This window comes from Mucilaginibacter sp. 21P (assembly GCF_019331605.1).
GTDB lineage: Bacteria > Bacteroidota > Bacteroidia > Sphingobacteriales > Sphingobacteriaceae > Mucilaginibacter > Mucilaginibacter achroorhodeus.
Genome location: NZ_CP063061.1, coordinates 2,944,361 through 2,964,156, shown reverse-complemented (window position 1 = coordinate 2,964,156; position 19,796 = coordinate 2,944,361). Strand labels below are relative to the sequence as shown.

The following is a 19,796-nucleotide window of genomic DNA, read 5'->3' as shown; positions in this document are numbered from 1 at the left end:
CTTAAAATTGAAAGATAGCAGGGTGAAATTTCCGGAGGATAAAATACTGGAGCATTATATAATTGCTATCGGCGCTTCTGCCGGTGGGCTTGAGGCTATTCATGAGTTTTTTGACCACATGCCGCCAAATTCCGGTTTTACATTTGTTGTAATACAACACTTATCACCGGATTATAAAAGTTTACTGGTCGAGTTAGTTTCAAAACACACCCACATGAAGGTGTATGAAGCAGAAGATAACACCACCCTGCAGCGCGATTGCGTATACATCATACCTACAAAAAAATTAATGACCATACGCGGCGGCAGGCTGCGCCTGGCAGATAAAATTGCCGATAAATCGCCTAATACCGCTATTGATACCTTCTTGTTCACACTTGCTAAGGATCAAAAAGACAAGGCTATCGCTATCATTCTATCCGGCACCGGTACAGACGGTACAAAAGGTATTGAAGCGGTAAAAGAATGCGGCGGCATGGTTATCGTACAAGACCCAGCAACAGCCAAGTTTGATGGTATGCCTAACAGCGCCATCACATCAGGCAATGCCGATTACATATTGGCACCCGATACCATGCATACCGAGGTTTATAACTATGTAAGCCAAAATCACAAACCGCCGTTAGAAGAGACGCACCCGGATGATGCCGTAATGAACGAGATATTTAAACTGGTGCATAACGGTAGTGGCCAGGATTTTAACCTGTATAAAACGCCAACAATCTTGAGGCGGATTGACAGGCGCATGGCTGCGGTGAATGTAAAGGAATTAAAAGACTATGTTACCCTGCTGCATGAGAAACCTTCAGAGGTAAAACTGCTTGCTAAAGACTTTTTGATCAACGTAACCAAGTTCTTTCGCGATCAGCCTGCATTTGATATTCTTGCTAAGGATATCATCCCTAAACTGGTTGACGGTAAAGTTGACGGAGAAATGCTTAAAATATGGGTGTGCGCCTGTAGTACCGGTGAAGAAGCATACTCTATAGCCATCCTGTTTAATGAGGAGTTGCAGAAAACCGGCAAAAAATTAGAGCTGAAGATATTTGCCACAGACGTAGATGAATCAAGCATAGAGATCGCATCACGCAACAGGTATCCGTTAACAATCGCTAAAGAGATACCACCGGTTTTACTGAAAAAGTATTTTATTAAAGAAAATAAAGGCTATTCTGTTCTTCCATCTATACGCAGGCAAATTGTTTTTGCCAAACACAACGTCATAAAATCGCCACCGTTTATTAAAAACGATCTGGTGACGTGCCGTAACATGCTCATTTACATGAACACGTTGTTACAGCAAAAGGTGTTATCAACTTTCCACTATTCTCTTAACAGGAACGGCTATTTATTTTTAGGTTCGAGCGAAAATGCCGCAAGCTTAAAGGAAGGCTTAACAGAAATAAGTGGCAAATGGAAGATCTACCAGAAAACCGGCACTATCAACTACGGTTTACATCACACCTACACATCCGTAACCCCAAACTTGCGGTATGCGGATAAAAAGCTGCCTTTTCAAAATGGTGAAACATCACGCTCGCTGGATGAGGAATTTCGTGATCTGATATTAGAAGAGTTCGGCACGGTAGGTATTTTTATAGACAAAACGTACACCGTTAAGGAAACCATTGGCAACTTTAACCAGTTCCTTACCCTGCCAAATAAAAAGCTTGATCTGAATATATTGAACATGCTTAGCCGGGAGGTATCAGTGGTGCTAAACACGGCTATCCGCAAAGCGTGGAAAGAGAATAAAAAAACGCACGTTAACCGTGTGCGTATTAAACGCGGCAAAGAAGATATATTATTACAGATAACCGTTAAGCCGCCTGATACGCGATCACCAAACGGTTACACCTTGCTGATGTTCACCGAGGCTAAAACAGAACATCAGCCAAAAGACGGTATTGAGCTGCCGCCGGTTGCAGGCGAGCATCAGAGCGAGTATCTGATGGAGATGGAGGCTGAGCTTAGCGAAACCCGTGTTAACCTGCAAATGGCCGTTGAGGAAATGGAGACCACTAACGAGGAATTGCAATCAAGCAATGAGGAGTTATTGTCTGCCAATGAAGAACTGCAATCAGGAAACGAAGAGTTGCAATCGCTTAACGAGGAGTTGCACACGCTTAATACTGAGCATCAGCTAAAGATCCGCGAGCTGCTTGAGCTGAATGAGGACCTTGATAACTACTTTAGGAGCACCGATATAGGCCAGATCTTTATTGATGCCAACTTGCGCATCCGTAAGTTTAACCCTGCTGCCGTAAAAATGGTGAACCTGATAGAGGCGGATATCGGCCGCCCTATCAACCACATATCAAGCAATATCAAATACGATAACCTCACCAATGATATCCACACCGTACTTGCCAGCGGCCAGGTAATTGAAAAGGAAATAGAATTGCTTAACGGCAAAAACAACCTGATGCGCATTATGCCTTACCTAAAAAAGGATAAAAGCGCTGATGGTGTAGTGATCTCTTTTGTTGATATATCGGTTATCACCGAGCTTAATAACATTATCAACGGTGTATTTAATGCGAGCTCTGCTGCCATACTGGCCTTCAGGCAGGTGCATAACCAAATTGGTAAGGCTGTTGATTTTAATTGCATAGCTTACAATAACGCTGCACTTGATATCCTTAAAAAGGATGGAGCCAGCATGGAGCGCCATCCGTCAATAAAAGAATTCCCTGACCTGGGTAACCTGGTAAGTTTTGATCAGTACGTAAAAATAGCTACTGGCGGCAAACCTATTGAGACAGAGCTTAAAACAGCAGATGATAGGTGGTTCCAGGCGGTTTTAGGTAAAATGAATGATGGTTTTGTGATCAGCTTAACTAACATTACCGAGCGCAAACAGGGCGAGCAAAAACTTAAGCACAATTATAACGAGTTGATAACGGCCCGTGAAGGCCTGCGAAACCTGAACAACGAGCTTGAGCAGCGTGTGCTTGACCGCACGCGCGAACTTACCGAAAGTGAAGAGCGCTTTAAGCTGGTATCAAAGGCCACCAACGATACCATTTGGGATTGGAGCCTGGTTAATAACACCATGTGGCGCAGTGAAAATTTCGCGACCATGTTTGGTTATGAAATTACCGATGAGATAGCCGACGTAAATAACTGGTTTGAGAAGATTCATCCGGAAGACCGGGAACGTGTGCAAAAAAGCATTTACAGCGCTATAAATAACCACCAGGACCAGTGGACGGCAGAATACCGTTTTTTAAAAGCAGATGGAAAATACGCCACCATTTTAGATCGTTGCAGCATACTTGAAGATGAATTTAAAACGCCTTACCGTTTAGTAGGATCGATAATCGATATTAGCCGACTTATTGAAACCGAAAAACGTCTGGATGAAAGCGAAAGCAAATTCAGAAAGGTATTTGAGAGTAATATGATAGGTATGGTGTTCTCTAACATGGATGGCCGCATCATTGAAACCAACGATGCTTTCTTGAATATGTTAGGCTATACCCGCGAGGAAGTTGAAGCCGACCCGCTGAACTGGAAAGAAATCACACCCGAAGAGTATCACGAAATAAGCGTTTGGGCGGTTGAACAATTAAAGCAACATGGCGTTGTGCCGCCATTTGAAAAACAGTACCGAAAACACAATGGCGATCGTTTGTGGGTGCTAATGGGCTCAGCTGTGTTAAGGCAAGACGATAGCCCGATAAACTCTGTAAGTTATATCATTGATATAACCAAACAGAAACAGGCAGAGAGCCGCAGAAAAGAGCTGCTGCAGCTGGTTAAAAAGCAGCAGGACGAGTTCTACAGCATTTTCACCAATGCCCCTGCCCTCATTACCATTAAACGCGGCCCCGATCTTATTTACGAATTTGTAAATAAAGCCTTTGAAAAATTTGATGGGCAAAAAAGCTACTTGGGCCGCAAAAGTTTAGATGTTCATCCGGAACTGAAAGATTCGGAACTTTTCAAAGTAGAGCGTCACGTATTTAAAACAGGGAAGACAGTTGTAAAAAACGCTTTTCATGTGTACCGCTTTGATCACAAAACCGGCGAAAAGAAAGATTGCTGGTTCGACTTTATTTACGCCCCTGTGTTTGCAGAAGATGGCGGCGTAGATGGTATCGCGTTCTTCGGTTTTGATGTTACGGACCTAATAAAAGGCCGCCAGGCAGCAGAAGAACTGATGCAGAAGAAGGACGAGTTTATGAGCATTGCCAGCCATGAGCTTAAAACGCCTATTACCAGCATAAAGGGGTCATTACAGATCCTTAAACGCATGATAGACAAAGCCGAAGGTAAAGACGCCACGCTTGCATCATTCATTGATAAGGCTAACAAACAAACCGGTAAGCTTACCACCCTCGTTGATGACCTGCTTGATGTAACAAAGATACAAGAAGGCAAAATGGTGTTGAACTATGACGACTTTGATGCAGCTGCTATGGTAAAAGAATGCATGGAAGAAGTTTATGCACAAAACTCAACTCACAGAATAGAATTTAAAGCCGACTGTGAAATGCGGGTGCATGCAGATAAGGTGCGCCTTGAGCAGGTAGTAACCAACTTTTTAACCAACGCTATAAAGTACTCGCCAAAGGCTGATAAGGTTACCATTACATGTGACATTGATGATAAAAACTTCAAAGTGAGTGTAACTGATTTTGGTATAGGCATACCTGATGATAAAAAGGATTTCCTGTTCGATAGGTTCTACCGTGTACAGGAGTCATCAAGTCACGTATCTGGCTTAGGTTTGGGGCTTTATATCTCTGCTGAGATCATCAAACGCCACAAAGGAGAAATCGGCGTGGAAAGCAATGCAAACATTGGTTCAACATTCTGGTTCACAATTCCAATCAAAAACAAAGCGTCATGAAGCTGTTTGCATTGTAACATTTACCAAAATAACTGGTATGTGTGTACAATTCACACTATAAATTAGTAACTTCGCGTTGTTTGAAACCAAATCTGCCGGTTTCTGTTAAGGATGCTCTGAACAATGCTAAAAAAGTGGACCACATATTTACTTTGTGCATGGCTCATCAATGCTTTGGTGTGCTTTCATCCAACAAATCCGTTTGAAAATCACGATTTTGGGGATGAATGCAGTATAAGCGAATGCTTTAACGACGATACGTTACTGGCATTTCTAATCAGCTACCCCGGCAAATGCAAAAAAGAAGACCAGGAGCAGCATAAAATAAATGTCCGCAGCCGGTACACATCAGGTAACGAGTTTCACTTTATTGCCAACCTGCCTGTTGCCGAAATTTTTGCCTGTGCCAATTTTGTGCAGCATATCCGCATAAACAATTTAAGCTTTTTCTTACACCGCACCTTTTCCCTTGCCCAATACCAGCACCTCTTCCGTTTAAGTCCTTTTTGATCTGGCTGTAAAAACTTCACCTAAACTGCATAAGTAGTTTTTTACGTTTTGGCGGCGCAAGCCGCTTTAAATTAATTTACAGCACCCACATCAATGAGAAAGATATATGCGCCGGTATATGCCATGCTGGCGGCTTTAACAATATTTATATACGGATGCGCAGGCGGTAATGCCAGCGACAAAAAGAAAGATGAAGCACCAAGCTTCCCGGTTTACACCCTTAAACAAACAGACACCGTTTTGCAAACCGGTTACGTAGCCGATATACAGGCCATTAAAAACGTAGAGGTACGTACTCGCGTTAAAGGGTTTTTAGAGAAGATATTTGTAGACGAAGGTATGGCCGTAAAAAAGGGCCAGCTTCTGTTCAAAATAAACGATGAAGAGTTCCGCGTGATGCTCAGCAAGGCTAAGGCTGCCCTAAGCAACGCCCAAGCTGCCGCCCGTGCTACCGAGGTAGAGATGGAACGCATCAAAATGCTGGTTAACAAAAACGTTATCTCCAAATCAGAATTAGACGTTGCCGAAGCAAAACTCAATGCGGATAGGGCCACCATCGAAGAAGCCCGCAGTGCCGTGCAAAGCGCCAACAACCACATTGCTTATACCAGCCTGCGTGCACCTTTTGATGGTATCATAGACCGTATCCCGCTTAAGGCCGGTAGTTTGATGGAGGAAGGCGCTTTGCTTACCAACATCAGCGATATCACACAGGTGTTCGCTTATTTCAGTTTTCCTGAAAATGAATACCTGCGCTATGAACGCGCGCGCCATAACGCAACCAGTAAAGATGATGAGGATGTAAAACTTGTTTTATCTGATGGTAGCAAATATGGCCATCCCGGCAAAATAGAAACAGTTGAAGGTCAGATAGAGCAAAGCACTGGTTCAATAGATTTCCGCGCGCGTTTCCCTAATCCCAATAAACTGCTTAGACACGGCGCATCAGCAAAGCTTTACATCACTACAGAGATGGATAGCGTGATTTTGCTGCCGCAGCAAGCCGTATTTGATATACAGGACAAAAGCTACGTTTACACGGTAGACGGTGCTAATAAATTACACATGCAGGCATTTAAGCCCATCACCCGTTTAGCAAGTTATTACGTGGTAAAAGATGGCCTTAAACCCGGCGAACGCGTACTGCTTGAAGGTGCCCAAAATGCACGCGACGGCATGATCATTAAACCGGTTGCGCCGCCAAAAAACCTGCTTGCCATGAAAACGCAAGACAAGTAAGTCTTTAATTTTTTGATGTAATTATTAGCAATAGTAAACATGTTTGAAGTATTCATAAAACGACCGGTGTTATCACTGGTCATATCCCTTATTATAACCCTGTTGGGTGTGCTGGCGCTGATACAGTTGCCGGTAACCCAATTCCCGGACATTGTGCCGCCATCTGTAACGGTAACGGCAAATTATACCGGTGCCAACGCCGAGGTTTGTGCCAAGGCCGTAGCTACCCCGCTTGAGCGCGCCATTAACGGTGTGCCCGGTATGACCTATATGTCTACCGTATGTAGTAATAATGGCTTAACCGTCATTGAGATCTTCTTTAACGTAGGTATTGATCCCGATCAGGCTGCTGTGAACGTACAGAACCGTGTCTCCACCATTATCGATGAGTTGCCCGAAGAAGTTATTAAAGCCGGGGTAACTACCGAAAAAGAGGTGAACAGTATGCTGATGTACCTTAACGTAATGAGTAAGGACAGTACGCTTGACGAGAAGTTCATATACAATTTTGCAGATATAAACGTACTGCAGGAGCTAAAAAGGATTGATGGTGTCGGCCGTGCCGAGATCATGGGTGCCAAAGAGTACGCAATGCGTGTTTGGCTTAAGCCCGATCGCATGTCGGCTTATCATATCTCTACCGACGAAGTGATTGCCGCTATCCGTGCCCAAAACGTAGAGGCTGCGCCGGGCTCAACCGGGCAAAGCTCTGATAAATCGCCGCAGCTGCTGCAATACACGTTACGCTATCCCGGTAAGTTTTTTGAGCCGGACCAGTACAAAAACATCGTATTGAAAGCAGATAGCAGCGGCACTGTGCTTAAGCTGTACCAGGTTGCCGATGTTGAATTTGGTGCTTTAACCTACGGGATGATCTCCAAGACCGATGGCCGGCCTTCCGCATCTATCATGATCAAACAACGCCCCGGCTCTAACGCCCGCGAGGTGATCAACAATATCAAAAGCCGTATGGCCGAGTTGAAGGAAACACAGTTTCCTTCAGGTATGGAGTATAACGTGAATTATGACGTTTCCCGCTTCCTTGATGCATCTATCCACGAGGTATTGCGCACATTGGTAGAGGCATTCATACTGGTGTTTATTGTGGTTTACCTCTTTCTGCAGGATTTCCGTTCTACGCTGATACCAGCCTTGGCAGTACCGGTGGCTTTGATAGGTACGCTGTTCTTTATGCAGATGCTGGGCTTCTCCATAAACCTGCTTACGCTGTTTGCACTCGTGCTGGCCATAGGTATAGTGGTAGATAACGCCATTGTTGTGGTTGAGGCCGTGCACGTAAAAATGGCCGAAGAACACCTATCGCCGATGGATGCTACACTGAGTGCCATGAAAAGCATCAGTGGTGCCATCGTCGCCATAACACTGGTTATGTCGGCAGTGTTTGTGCCTGTGGCGTTTATGACCGGGCCGGTTGGTGTATTCTACCGGCAGTTCTCGCTAACGCTGGCTATATCTATCGTTATATCGGGTGTTAATGCGGTAACCCTTACCCCTGCCCTTTGCGCTATCATGTTAAAACCGCATGATGCCAGCAAACCATCAAAAGGATTACTCGGCAGGTTCTTTACAGGCTTTAATAAACGTTATGATGGCGTTCAAAATAAATACTCGGGCCTTATTACACGTATTGCCGGCCGTAGAATAGTTACGGTTGCCATGCTGCTATTTTTCCTGACTGCTACGTGGGGCCTTAGTGCCATTTTGCCAACAGGTTTCATACCTACGGAGGACCAGGGAGTTATCTACGCCAATATCACTACACCGCCAGGTGCAACCGTTGAACGTACAGAGCAGATTATGTCGGCCATACAAGAGCAAAGCAAACATATCCCCGAGATTGAATCGGTATCTACGCTTGCCGGTTATAGTTTGGTAAACAGTGTTGCAGGTGCTTCGTACGGTATGGTGATGATCAACCTGAAACCATGGGAAGAGCGCGACAAATCTATTGCTAAAATTACCGATGAGTTAACGCAAAAAACCAGGTTTTTAACGGATGCATCAATCCAGTTCTTCCCGCCGCCAACCGTACCGGGTTTTGGTAACTCCAGTGGTTTTGAGATACGGGTACTGGATAAAACCGGTACAGGCGATCTGCAAAAAACAGCGGCAGTAACCAATAAGTTCCTTGCCGACTTGAACGCCACTGAACAGGTAGATGGTGCCTTTAGTAGCTTTGATGCCAACTTCCCGCAGTACATGATATCGGTTGACCAGGTGATGGCCGCCAAGAAAGGTATTACTATTGACGAAGCAATGTCGACCCTGCAAACGCTGATGGGTAGTTTCTATGCCTCAAACTTCATCCGTTTCGGGCAGCTCTATAAAGTGATGGTGCAAGCCTCGCCTGAGTTTCGTACCAAGCCTGAGGACGTGCTGCAACTGATGATTAAGAATAAGCATGGCGAAATGGTGCCCTTCTCAACCTTCATCAGCATGAAACGTGTTTTTGGCCCCGAGCAGCTAACGCGGTATAACATGTACACATCTGCCATGGTAACGGGCGATGCTGCGCCGGGTTACAGTAGCGGCGACGCCATCAGCACTATTAAAGCAGTTGCCGATAAAAGCCTGCCTAAGGGTTACACCTTTGAATGGTCGGGCATGACGAGGGAACAGATCCTGTCCGGTAGCCAGGTGATTTATATCTTTATCATCTGTTTGATATTCGTATACCTGCTGTTATCGGCACAATACGAGAGTTTCCTGTTGCCAATTCCTGTTATTCTTTCCTTACCTACAGGTATCTTCGGGGCATTTTTCTTCCTCAAGATTTTAGGGCTCGAGAATAATATTTATGCACAGGTAGCATTGGTAATGCTCATCGGTTTGCTGGGCAAGAACGCCATCCTTATCATTGAGTTTGCCGTTCAACGCCAGCGCGAGGGTTTAACAGTACTGCAGGCTGCTGTAGAAGGTGCCGTGTCACGTCTGCGCCCTATCCTGATGACATCACTGGCTTTTGTTGCGGGTTTGATACCGCTTTGTATTGCCAGCGGAGCGGGTGCTTTGGGGAACCGCTCCATAGGTACGGCCGCCGCCGGGGGTATGCTCTTCGGTACCATCTTCGGACTTATCCTTATCCCCGGCCTTTATGTGATATTCGCATCCATCGGCCAAAAGAAAAAGAAAGCACCTGCAACAGCCCACCAAATTGTTGAAGTTCCTGAAAATGTAAATTAAAATGCACGTCAAACAATCAACTATATACAAATCGGTTTTACTCCTGCTGCTGATTGTGGCAGCAGGGTGTAAAACCTTTAAACCTATCGAGCCAAAAACAAATCAGCCCTTACCGGCAACGTTTGATGGTAGTACCGATACCCTTAGCGCAGGTTACCTGCCTGCTGCAAACTTTTTTAAGGATGCCCGTTTGCTAAAACTGATAGACACTGCTTTAAGGGCAAACCCCGATCTGCAGTCGGCTTTGCAGCGCATTGATATGGCTGCGGCAAATGTTAAGTTTAACAAATCGCTATTACTGCCTACGGTCAACTTTAATGCGCGCGCGGGTTTGGAGCGTTACGGTGATTATACCATGAACGGCGTTGGCAATTACGATACCAACCTTTCGCCAAACATTAATGATAAACAGCGTATACCCAACCCTACTGCCGACCTGTTCGTGGGCTTTAGGGCATCATGGGAAGTTGACCTTTGGGGAAAGTTAAAGAATCAGAAAAATGCTGCCCTGGCGCGTTTTCTTGCATCGCGAAGCGCTTACCGTTTATTAACCACTGAGTTAACCGGCCAGATAGCTACTGCTTACTACCAGCTTTTAACGCTTGAGGTGGAACAGAATGTAATCAACAAGAACATTAAGCTGCAGGAAAATGCACTTGAGATAGTTAAGATACAAAAGTTAGGTGGCAGGGCTACAGAGCTGGCCGTACAACAGTTTCAGGCACAATTAAGCCACACACGTGGTTTACAATTTAGCACCACACAGCAGATCATCGAAACGGAGAATCAATTACGTTTGCTCACTGGGTCATTCAATGGAACCATTGAGCGCGACACCTCGCTGTTGACCTTAACGATGCCCGAGAAACTAAAGACCGGTATACCCACGCAAATGCTGCTTAACCGTCCGGATGTAAAACAGGCAGAACTGCAATTGGCCGCCCTTAATGCCGATATTAAAAGTGCACGGGCTGCCTTTTTCCCGTCCTTGAATTTATCGCCGTACACGGGCTACAATGCCTTTAAAGGTGCACTGCTTTTCAATCCGGGTTCAGCAGTTTATGGTTTGTTAGCAGATGTTACTGCACCTGTGCTTAACCGCGGTCGTTTAAAAGCCGAATATGCATCAAGGATAGCCGAAGGCAAAGCGGCACTATTCAACTACCAGAAAACTGTTTTGAATGGCTACCAGGAAGTGATCAATAATTTGAAGGGCATGGAAAACTACAGCAAGTATTTCGATCAGAAGAAACTTGAAGTAAGTGCGCTAAAAAATGCGGTAAGTGTAGCGAATGACCTTTACCTGGTTGGTCGTGCCAATTACCTGGAAGTGATCACCGCACAGCGCGATGTGCTGACAGCAGAGCTTGAGTTAGCCAATATTAAAAGAGATATTTTTATAAGCGAAGTAAATCTGTACCGTGCCCTTGGCGGTGGCTGGAGATAAGATAGTTTCTTTTATACTCGTGTTTTAATGATAGAAAGCCGTACATCGCGATGATGTACGGCTTTATTTTTAATTCAAGAATTCATTAACCAGCGTTGCTGTAATCTCCGGCTGCTTGCTTCCCTCCTTCACCGTGCAAACATCGCCCAGTAATGTACCGTGCATACCCGGCAAAACGATCAAATGCGAACCATTCACCATACTTTTAAGTCTTAGCGCTTCATCCAGGGTGATAACATCTTTATCACCAAACATAAAAAGCGTAGGTATTTTGATGGCTTTGATGTCGCTTTCTTTAAAATCTTCAAAAGCTATGCGCCTTGCTCTATCCTTCTCATACATATTTAACAATTTGGCTTTGTCGTTATTTACTGCCAAAAAACCATCTTTTAAAGGCTGTGGCATATCATCGAAAGTCATGTTTTGCATACCTTCAAAAAAGCCTGGTATCATCCCTGCCCTGCTGTAGTTTGATGATACAACGATCATCCTATTGATCAACTGCGGGTTATCAATTGCCAGTTGCAAGGTGGTGCAACCGCCATCGCTAAAGCCAAGTAAGTTAGCTTTATTTACTTTCAGATATTTGAGTAAACCAGCAACATCAGAAGCGTCTTGTTTAAAAGATTCCGGCGTATCGCGGTCTGTAGTTCGGCCATGAGCCTGCAGCTCAACCGCTATTATTTTATGCGTTGCCGCGAAGTATGGCAGTATGTTGCTAAATACGGTCTGGATAGTTGAGCCGCCGCCGTGTATCAAAACCAGCGGCATATGGCCTTTGCCGTACACCTCATAATACATATTTATGCCGTTTACCTGCGCATGGCCTGATGTTTTTTTCATAGGTTTTGAACTTTGGGCTTGGGTATTTAATGTCATGAAAATCATCATGGCCAATGCGGTACATAATTTCATGATTTGAAGGATCAATAAGATTTCCGTTGCAACAGATCTGTTTTCTTACGCCAAAAAATATACGAACCAAATATCAGCACCAGCGCAACCAATATAGGTGCCCAGGCCTGCACAGGGTCGCCGGCCACAATGAAAAGATAAATCGCTCCTAATATGTCAAATGTAAAGCCTGCGTAGGCCCACTCTTTTAATTTCGGTAATCCGGGAGTTAAGATTGCGAGTATGCCTAATATTTTAAATACTGCAAGAAACACCATCATTTGTGGCACGATGCCGATATGCGCCATCATCTTATCGCTTTCAGGTGTGCGGTTAAAGCTCATCACGGCCGAGAAGCCCATCATTAACACAAGCAGGATAGTGAATATCCAATAAGCAATTTTTACTTTTTTCATTATTAATCAGGTTTGGTGTATTACTAATTTAATGTTTACGTTCAGTTATACAAAATTAAAACCTGCAATGTTACTAACCACGTGTAGTTAGGACAACTTAGCGGTGCAAATGCGACATTACAATTTATTTCGCGTGCATCACAATCGTTTTGATATCAGTAAATTAAACCTAAATTTACGTTCATGAAGAAACAAACTGCAGCCAAAGCCCCGGTTGCCGAAACTGCTATGCTGATAAGGCGGCCCATTAATCGCGTTTTTGACGCCCTTGCCGATCCTAAACATACCACACAGTTTTGGTTTACCCACAGCACCGGCAAGCTGCAGGACGGTGCAGAAGTTGAGTGGACATGGGAAATGTACCAGGTAACCACCAAGGTGAAGGTTTTGACTTTTGAGCGCAACAAACGCATATTGTTGGAATGGGGCAACCAGAACCCAACACAGGTTGATTTTACCTTTAATAATTTAACTGATACGGCAACTCTGATACAAGTTGTTAATTCTGGTTTCACGGGGTCTAACGATGAGCAAATGAAAGCTGCTATGGACTCATTAGGTGGGTTTACTTTGGTGCTTGCCGGTTTAAAAGCCTGGCTGGAGTTTGGTGTGAAGCTAAACCTGGTAGCAGACCGGTATCCGCAGGGCAAGTAATTTAACCATATGGAGGGTACTGCCAAAACAATTGGCCCTTTTAATGTTTATTTGTTATTTACTTTTACTAAATGAGCTACCAAACCCAGCTGGACCAGGTTAAACAGCATGTGCTTAATTATTTTGCGACGCATCAAAACAAGAAACTGGTTTACCACAACCAGCAGCATACCGAAGATGTGGCAGCTGCTGCTACGCAAATTGCCAACCACTACCAACTTAACGATACCGACTTTTTTACAATTATTGCTGCCGCATGGTTTCATGATACCGGCTACCTGGAAAGTTTGGATGAGCATGAACAACACAGCGCCGGGCTTGCAAAAGAATACTTGAGTTCTATTGAAATTGACCCGCAGGTTATAGAGCAGGTGGTTAAATGCATTATGGCAACCAAAATGCCGCAGCAGCCCCAAAGCTTTTTAGAACAGATCATTTGCGACGCGGATCTTTTCCATTTCGGTTCAGCAGATTTTCAGGAAAAATCAAAAGCCATGCGCCGTGAGGTCATCGAAATACACGGCAAAGACATCAGCAAGCACGATTGGCGCCAGAAAACCATCAGGCTGATAGAGCAACACCAATACCATACCGACTATTGCCAGCTATTACTTGAGGCAGAAAAACAACGCAACTTACTGGCACTGGTAAAAAAGGAGAACGAATGGAGTATAGAAAATCCTAAAGAAGCCAAAAAAGAAGCTAAAAAGGAAAAGAAGAACAAAGTAAGCGCACCTAAAAAAGAGAAAGCCAAACAGGAAGAGAAGCAAGATAAGGGCGTGCAAACCATGTTCAGGATCAGCTCTACCAATCACCAGCGTTTGAGCGACCTTGCAGATAACAAGGCCAATATCATGATAACGGTTAATTCTATCATACTTTCTGCTATCATTAGTTTGTTACTACGCAGATTGGAAGACTATCCCTACTTTGTGATACCTACCATCATTATCATCCTGATAAGCTTATCGGCAATGATCTTTGCCATCCTTGCAACAAGGCCATCCATCCCCGATGGGAAATACACGCAGCGCGATATAGATGAACGTAAAGTGAACCTGTTGTTCTTCGGTAATTTTTACAGCATGAGTTTGGATAACTACCGTACCGGCATGCGTAAAGTAATGGATGATACAGAGTATTTATATGATAGCCTTATAACCGACATTTATGCACAAGGCGTTGTTTTAGGTCATAAATACCGCTTGCTAAGATACTCTTACAATATATTTATGTTTGGTTTGGTAGGCTCGGTATTGGCGTTTGTACTAACCGCTGTTCTTAACCTTAAACATTAAATTTATCATCAGGCTAAATACGCTATGCGTTTAAAGTTTATCACTTCTATCGTCTCTATTCTTCTAATTGCGTTAACTGTTGGTGGTTGCGGCAATAAACTTAAAAGCGAGAAGGTTGAAAGCCCATCCGGGTACGATTTTAATAATCCTAAGAAGTTCAGAATGCGCGAAGGCTTGCTCGAGATCTCGGGGATTGCTTTTCATAATAACAACCCCAATACCGTTTATGCTATTGAAGATGAAGACGGCAGGGTTTACCATTTTCATCCGGGAGACAGTAAAGTAGCCTACACACATTTTAGCAAACAGGGAGATTACGAGGACGTTACTATTATAAACGATAACGTTATCGTCCTTAAAAGCAGCGGCACGCTATATAGCTTTCCCATTGCAAATATCAATCTGGAAGAGCAAACCAACGTCAAAGAGTTTAAAAAACTGTTGCCCAAGGCAGAGTATGAAGGCCTGTACGCCGATCAGGCGGACAAGAAGATTTACGTACTGTGCAAAGATTGCGGCGACAAAAAAGCCGGCGAATTGGATGGCGGATATATCCTTAGCGCCGCAAACCCGGATAGTTTAGTTCAATCCGGAACGTTTAGCATCACCATGGAAAAGCTGACGAAAAAAAATGGTGATGAGGACAAGTTTAAGCCATCTGCACTGGCTAAAAATCCAATAACCGGCGACTGGTTTATTTTATCAGCCAACAATAACATGCTGTTGGTGACCGATAAAAAATTTGTTGCAAAAGGTTCTTACAAACTGCTTACCTCAAGATTTCTACAGCCCGAGGGCATTGCATTCGATAGCAAAGGTAACCTCTACATATCAAATGAAGGAGACGAACTGGAAAGCGGTAATATTTTGCGGTTTGAATATAAACCTTCGACTAAAAAGTAGCTATCTATCCTGTAAACTTTTCGCATAAATACGGTTGCTCCGGTAAAACCATTTCTGTAGCTTCCAGCTCAAATAAGCCGTACCCGATCCCACTATTATACCACCCAGAACATCACCGGGATAATGTGCCCCACGATACATCCTGGAGTAAGCTGTTGCTGCGGCAAACGTATACGATGGCGCGATAACATACCATTTGGGGTATGACAAACTAAGCGAGGTTGCCAAAGAAAACGTAGTTGAAGTATGGCCTGACGGAAATGAATACCCGGAGGTTTGCCCTTGTAAATGGATATATCCCGGGTTTGAAAGAAAAGGCCGTTGCCGCTGGATGGTGTTTTTGATGCCGCTCGTCACGAGGCCGTTTGCAAGTAAAGCAAACCCTGTATGCAGGGCATTTTTCTTAAGGTTATCATCATGATTAAGGCTACCCACAGCGAACATTGCAAATGGTGTAGCAACAGAGATAGGGATAGCGCTATTGGTAACAAAACGCCAGGTGCCGCTTTCACCACCATTAGGGTTAATTGATGCCAACAGCTTCGCATCCCAATTTTGGGCAAAGCAATTTGATGCCGATAAAAGCAGCAGCGCTAAAAATAGTTTAAATTTCATCAAGAAATTAGAGACCTTATTAATTGTAACTATGATAAAGTATGAAAAGCTATAACGGCTTATTATTACCGATATTATAGGTATTCATCCAAATAGGGATCTATCCCGCTCCCATTTTTTTGTTTATCAAAAGCGATAGTAAATCTATTATGCTAATTTTATAGAAATCAGCTTTCTTTAAAATTTAATCTAAATACTTATGAAGAAAACATTATTAGCGTTACTTACCGTGTTATCGGCAAGCGCATCTGCACAACATTCCCTCAGCGAAATTTGGCAGTCTTATACTACCCTTAAAACCCCAGAATCGGTTTTGGTAGATGCCAGGAGTAAAACCCTGTATGTTTCCAATATCGGCGATATTAAAACGCCCAACACCGGCTTTGTAAGCAAACTGGATATGAATGGTAATATCAAGGCACTTGAATGGGTAAAGGGCTTAAATGCAATTAAAGGTTTAGGCCTTTATAAAAACATGCTTTACGCAGCAGAGCTTAATGCGGTAGCAGTTATAGATGTAACCAAAGGAAGCATTGTAAAGCGCATACCTATTGAAGGCTCCAAAATGCTTAACGATATTACAGTTGATGCAAAAGGCATTGTGTATGTAAGTGATACACAAACCGGTAAAATACACCGCATTGCCAACGGTAAGGTGTCCCTTTATATGGAGAACCAAAAAGGAGTTAACGGATTGTTATCAGTAGGCAGCAGCCTTTACATACTTGCAGATGGCACCTTCATTAAAGCAGATGCTGATAAAAAGACGACTGTAATAGCTACCGGTATTGAAGGCGGTGCCGATGGCATAGTAATGGTAAAACCAAATGAATTCATCGTATCCGGCTGGGGCGGCGTAGTTTATTATATCAATGCAAAAGGTGCTAAAGAAGTACTTTTGGACACACGCCAAAAGAAACGCAGCACAGCAGACATTGGCTATGATGCAAATACCCGAACGCTTTACATCCCAACGTTTTTTGGAAATGCCGTAGATGCCTACAAACTCAAGTAGACTGGCTTTAAACTTCAGGCGTTCACGTTCACGCACGTGAACACCTTGAACACTGTGAACACTTTTTAAGCAAAAAAGCGCTGACAAAAATTTGTCAGCGCTTTTGTATTTAACTAAAATCTTTTTTAGTACTTCTATTTCTTCAAAGTAAGTATCCCCAATATGATGGCGCCTAATGAAGCTAAACCTGTACTAAACGCCAATACATTTTGCAGACCATTTCCTCTGCTTTCAGGCTTTTTCGGAACATAGATCTCACTGCCGGCCTTGACGGGCGGATGTATATTAAAGAACAGGAACTTACGCGTCCCCCTCACTGTACCATTAGGATATATCACGTAAGCTCCGCTTCGCAAACTCCTTGGTGCATAACCACCGGCGTTAGAAACAAAATCGTTAAATGATTTAGAACGCTCGTACAATACGGCACTTGGATATAAAACCTGACCATTAACACGAACTACCTGCTGTTGCTTAGGGATGCGCAACACGTCGCCATCTTCCAATATAAGGTCACCTTTGTTTCCAGGTTTTTTTAGAATTTTGTCTAACTCGATACCTACAAAATTGTTCCTCAGCTGTGTGTCTGCCAGGTTAGAAGAATCCCGATAAGTCCTTTTTAAGCGATTGTTTTGCTGCTGGCGTTCCAAGGCTATAGCGGTGGTATCCGTTTTACTTTTATCCACGCCTAATATTGCATAGTTGTCGCGTTTTAGTGAGCCACCCTCAACATCAGCTGAAGCCGTAATACCACCTGCCCGTTTAACAAGGTCTGATATACGTTCGTTCTTATTTTTGATAACATAAGGGCCCGGGTATAATACCTCTCCCTCAACCTTCACAAGTTTCTGTTTTTCGTAACCCGGCAGGCTGTAAACCGAGATAACATCAAAGGGCTTAAGTTCAAAATTTGCATCTGATAACTTAAGCTGGTTATCAACATCAATAGTAAACACCTTAGCTACAGGGGTATTTTTAGATAACGGATCTGAATCCGATACACGGCGTGCAACTTCTATCCTATTTGGGCTGGCACCTTCGGCAAATCCACCGGCTTTTACAATAACGTCTTCTACGCGCAGTCCCTCAGCATAAGGTATTGTGCGTGGACTTCTTACGTTACCTGCTATAGTAACGATGTATTTATCCCTCAGATCGAATATTGACGATATGGTAACAACGTCCTCGCGCTGTAACGCAATGTTAGACTTACCATTAACTACGTCTCTTACATTAAAACTGATAGCCTCGGTCGTATTATCCGGTTTTAGCCTGATGATGGTTCCGCGCTCAGTAAAAGCATCTTCTCTCAAACCACTTGCCTTAGCTATTAATTGTTGGAGGGTTAAGCCGTTTTGCAATTCATATTCACCTGGTCTAAAAACAGCTCCGTTTATAACCACACGGTTCTCAAACCTGCGCAATATGGTTTCAACAATATATTTGTCTCCACGCAACGGAACGTAATTTTTAAAATCAGCTTCTATCACATCAGTAATTTTACGCTGTTGGTCTGCAACCTGTAAAACTTTTATACGACCGGTATAAGCACTATCAGTAAAACCGCCGGCAAAATTTATTACGTTATCAAGCGTTTCGCCAGGTAACACCTCAAACAATGCAGGTATCTTTACCGCTCCGGACATTTCTACCCTGGTACGGTACGTAGGCACCCTGATGATATCCTGGTCTCTAAGTGTAATGTTATTCTTCTGATCCCCTTTAGTTAAAAAATCATAAACATCAAGCGTTCTTATCACGCGGTTATCACGTATTATCTGTATCTGCCTTAAACTACCGTTATCATTTGGCCCGCCGGCTGTATATAGCGCGTTAAAAACGGTAGAAAGTGATGATAAAGTGTATGTACCTGGTTTAACCAATTGGCCTACCAATATCACGTTAATGCTTCTGATATCGCCCAGTGAAATTTTTACATTGGTACCCCTGCCAATGGCATAATTGCTGGCTTTTAGTCTGCCTTTAATAGCTTCTGTAGCTTGCTCTATGGTTTTACCGGATACGTTTAGCACTCCTACGCCAGGAATATTAATGTTCCCCTCAGGTGACACCCCCAGTTTCCAATTTACCAAAGAGTTTCCATAAACGTTAACTACTAATTGGTCGCCGGGGCCAACAACGTAATTTACCGGGGTAGCTATTTTAAGATTTGGCTGAAACGAACTGTTTTTATTTCTGAAAATATCCGCGCCAAATATTTTTGGCTTTAGATTTTCAAATAACTCGCCTTTATTGGTGGTGGTAGTATCAATGGTATCTGGCGTATAATTTAATTTGCGCTGCGAAAAACCGGTTGTATCCTGCATTGAACTGCTGGCATTACCATTTTTTTGCCTGTATGTGGTTATACGGGTTTGCAATTGCAACACTTGCGATGAAGACATACCACGCGATTGCGCCTGCTGCAAAATTTGAGAATCACTTAAACCCGCACCGGCAGCTTGTTGAAGTAACTGCCCTACCTGCTGATCTGACAACTCGCTGGGATTAATTGAAGAAATGTTTTGCAGTGAGCCCTGGGCTGATGTGGCATTAACCGAAAAGATCAATACCCCAACGGTGAATAGCAAAATAAGAATTTTTTTTGTCATAGGATATCAGAGGCAGTGGCCAGAGACTAATATGGTTTCAACAAAAGTAAAAAAAATTACAAAGCGACTTCTATTAGTTAATTTTTAATAAAAACCTATGTATCAATAACTTATTCAATACAATACCATGA

The 19,796-nt window shown here is 43.5% G+C and carries 13 protein-coding genes; 9 read left to right on the top strand and 4 right to left on the bottom strand.

Annotated features, from left to right (window positions below):
- The first annotated feature begins 7 nt into the window (after window positions 1-7).
- The 5 genes from INP83_RS13280 to INP83_RS21240 all read left to right on the top strand — a co-directional run bounded on the left by INP83_RS13280 (window position 8) and on the right by INP83_RS21240 (window position 11,258).
- Window positions 8-4,858, top strand: coding sequence for a chemotaxis protein CheB (locus INP83_RS13280; protein WP_219124622.1), 4,851 nt, complete (start codon window positions 8-10; stop codon window positions 4,856-4,858).
- A gap of 123 nt (window positions 4,859-4,981) precedes the next feature.
- Window positions 4,982-5,368: a hypothetical protein gene (locus INP83_RS13275; protein ID WP_219124621.1), complete on the top strand. Its 387-nt coding sequence runs from the start codon at window positions 4,982-4,984 to the stop codon at window positions 5,366-5,368.
- 93 nt (window positions 5,369-5,461) lie between these two features.
- Window positions 5,462-6,607 carry an efflux RND transporter periplasmic adaptor subunit gene (locus tag INP83_RS13270; RefSeq protein WP_219124620.1) on the top strand — a complete coding sequence of 382 codons (1,146 nt, stop codon included), beginning with the start codon at window positions 5,462-5,464 and terminating at the stop codon, window positions 6,605-6,607.
- A 39-nt stretch (window positions 6,608-6,646) separates the two neighbouring features.
- Complete coding sequence (locus INP83_RS13265) at window positions 6,647-9,811, top strand: efflux RND transporter permease subunit (protein ID WP_255563153.1); 3,165 nt, start codon at window positions 6,647-6,649, stop codon at window positions 9,809-9,811.
- 1 nt (window position 9,812) lies between these two features.
- Window positions 9,813-11,258, top strand: coding sequence for an efflux transporter outer membrane subunit (locus INP83_RS21240; RefSeq protein WP_255563152.1), 1,446 nt, complete (start codon window positions 9,813-9,815; stop codon window positions 11,256-11,258).
- Window positions 11,259-11,327: 69 nt separating this feature from the next.
- Here INP83_RS21240 and INP83_RS13260 read toward each other — a convergent pair whose 3' ends face one another.
- A complete protein-coding gene (locus INP83_RS13260) occupies window positions 11,328-12,101 on the bottom strand; it encodes an alpha/beta fold hydrolase (RefSeq protein WP_219124619.1) in 774 nt (257 codons plus the stop codon).
- A gap of 83 nt (window positions 12,102-12,184) precedes the next feature.
- Window positions 12,185-12,568, bottom strand: a complete 384-nt coding sequence (locus INP83_RS13255; RefSeq protein WP_146272062.1) for a DoxX family protein — start codon at window positions 12,566-12,568, stop codon at window positions 12,185-12,187.
- Window positions 12,569-12,751: 183 nt separating this feature from the next.
- On the opposite strand from INP83_RS13255, the gene INP83_RS13250 reads away from it, so the two are divergent.
- From INP83_RS13250 to INP83_RS13240, 3 genes are all read left to right on the top strand, one after another.
- Window positions 12,752-13,222, top strand: coding sequence for an SRPBCC family protein (locus INP83_RS13250; RefSeq protein ID WP_146272060.1), 471 nt, complete (start codon window positions 12,752-12,754; stop codon window positions 13,220-13,222).
- A gap of 71 nt (window positions 13,223-13,293) precedes the next feature.
- Window positions 13,294-14,520 (top strand): Pycsar system effector family protein, encoded by a 1,227-nt coding sequence (locus tag INP83_RS13245; protein ID WP_219124618.1) that lies wholly within the window; start codon window positions 13,294-13,296, stop codon window positions 14,518-14,520.
- A gap of 24 nt (window positions 14,521-14,544) precedes the next feature.
- A complete protein-coding gene (locus INP83_RS13240; RefSeq protein ID WP_219124617.1) occupies window positions 14,545-15,423 on the top strand; it encodes an SdiA-regulated domain-containing protein in 879 nt (292 codons plus the stop codon).
- Here the strand turns inward: INP83_RS13240 and INP83_RS13235 are convergent, their stop codons facing one another.
- Complete coding sequence (locus INP83_RS13235; protein ID WP_219124616.1) at window positions 15,424-16,038, bottom strand: phosphatase PAP2 family protein; 615 nt, start codon at window positions 16,036-16,038, stop codon at window positions 15,424-15,426. It abuts the gene before it with no gap.
- Window positions 16,039-16,237: 199 nt separating this feature from the next.
- On the opposite strand from INP83_RS13235, the gene INP83_RS13230 reads away from it, so the two are divergent.
- Complete coding sequence (locus INP83_RS13230; RefSeq protein ID WP_219124615.1) at window positions 16,238-17,053, top strand: SMP-30/gluconolactonase/LRE family protein; 816 nt, start codon at window positions 16,238-16,240, stop codon at window positions 17,051-17,053.
- A gap of 134 nt (window positions 17,054-17,187) precedes the next feature.
- Here the strand turns inward: INP83_RS13230 and INP83_RS13225 are convergent, their stop codons facing one another.
- Window positions 17,188-19,665: an SLBB domain-containing protein gene (locus tag INP83_RS13225; protein ID WP_219124614.1), complete on the bottom strand. Its 2,478-nt coding sequence runs from the start codon at window positions 19,663-19,665 to the stop codon at window positions 17,188-17,190.
- Window positions 19,666-19,796 lie beyond the last annotated feature (131 nt).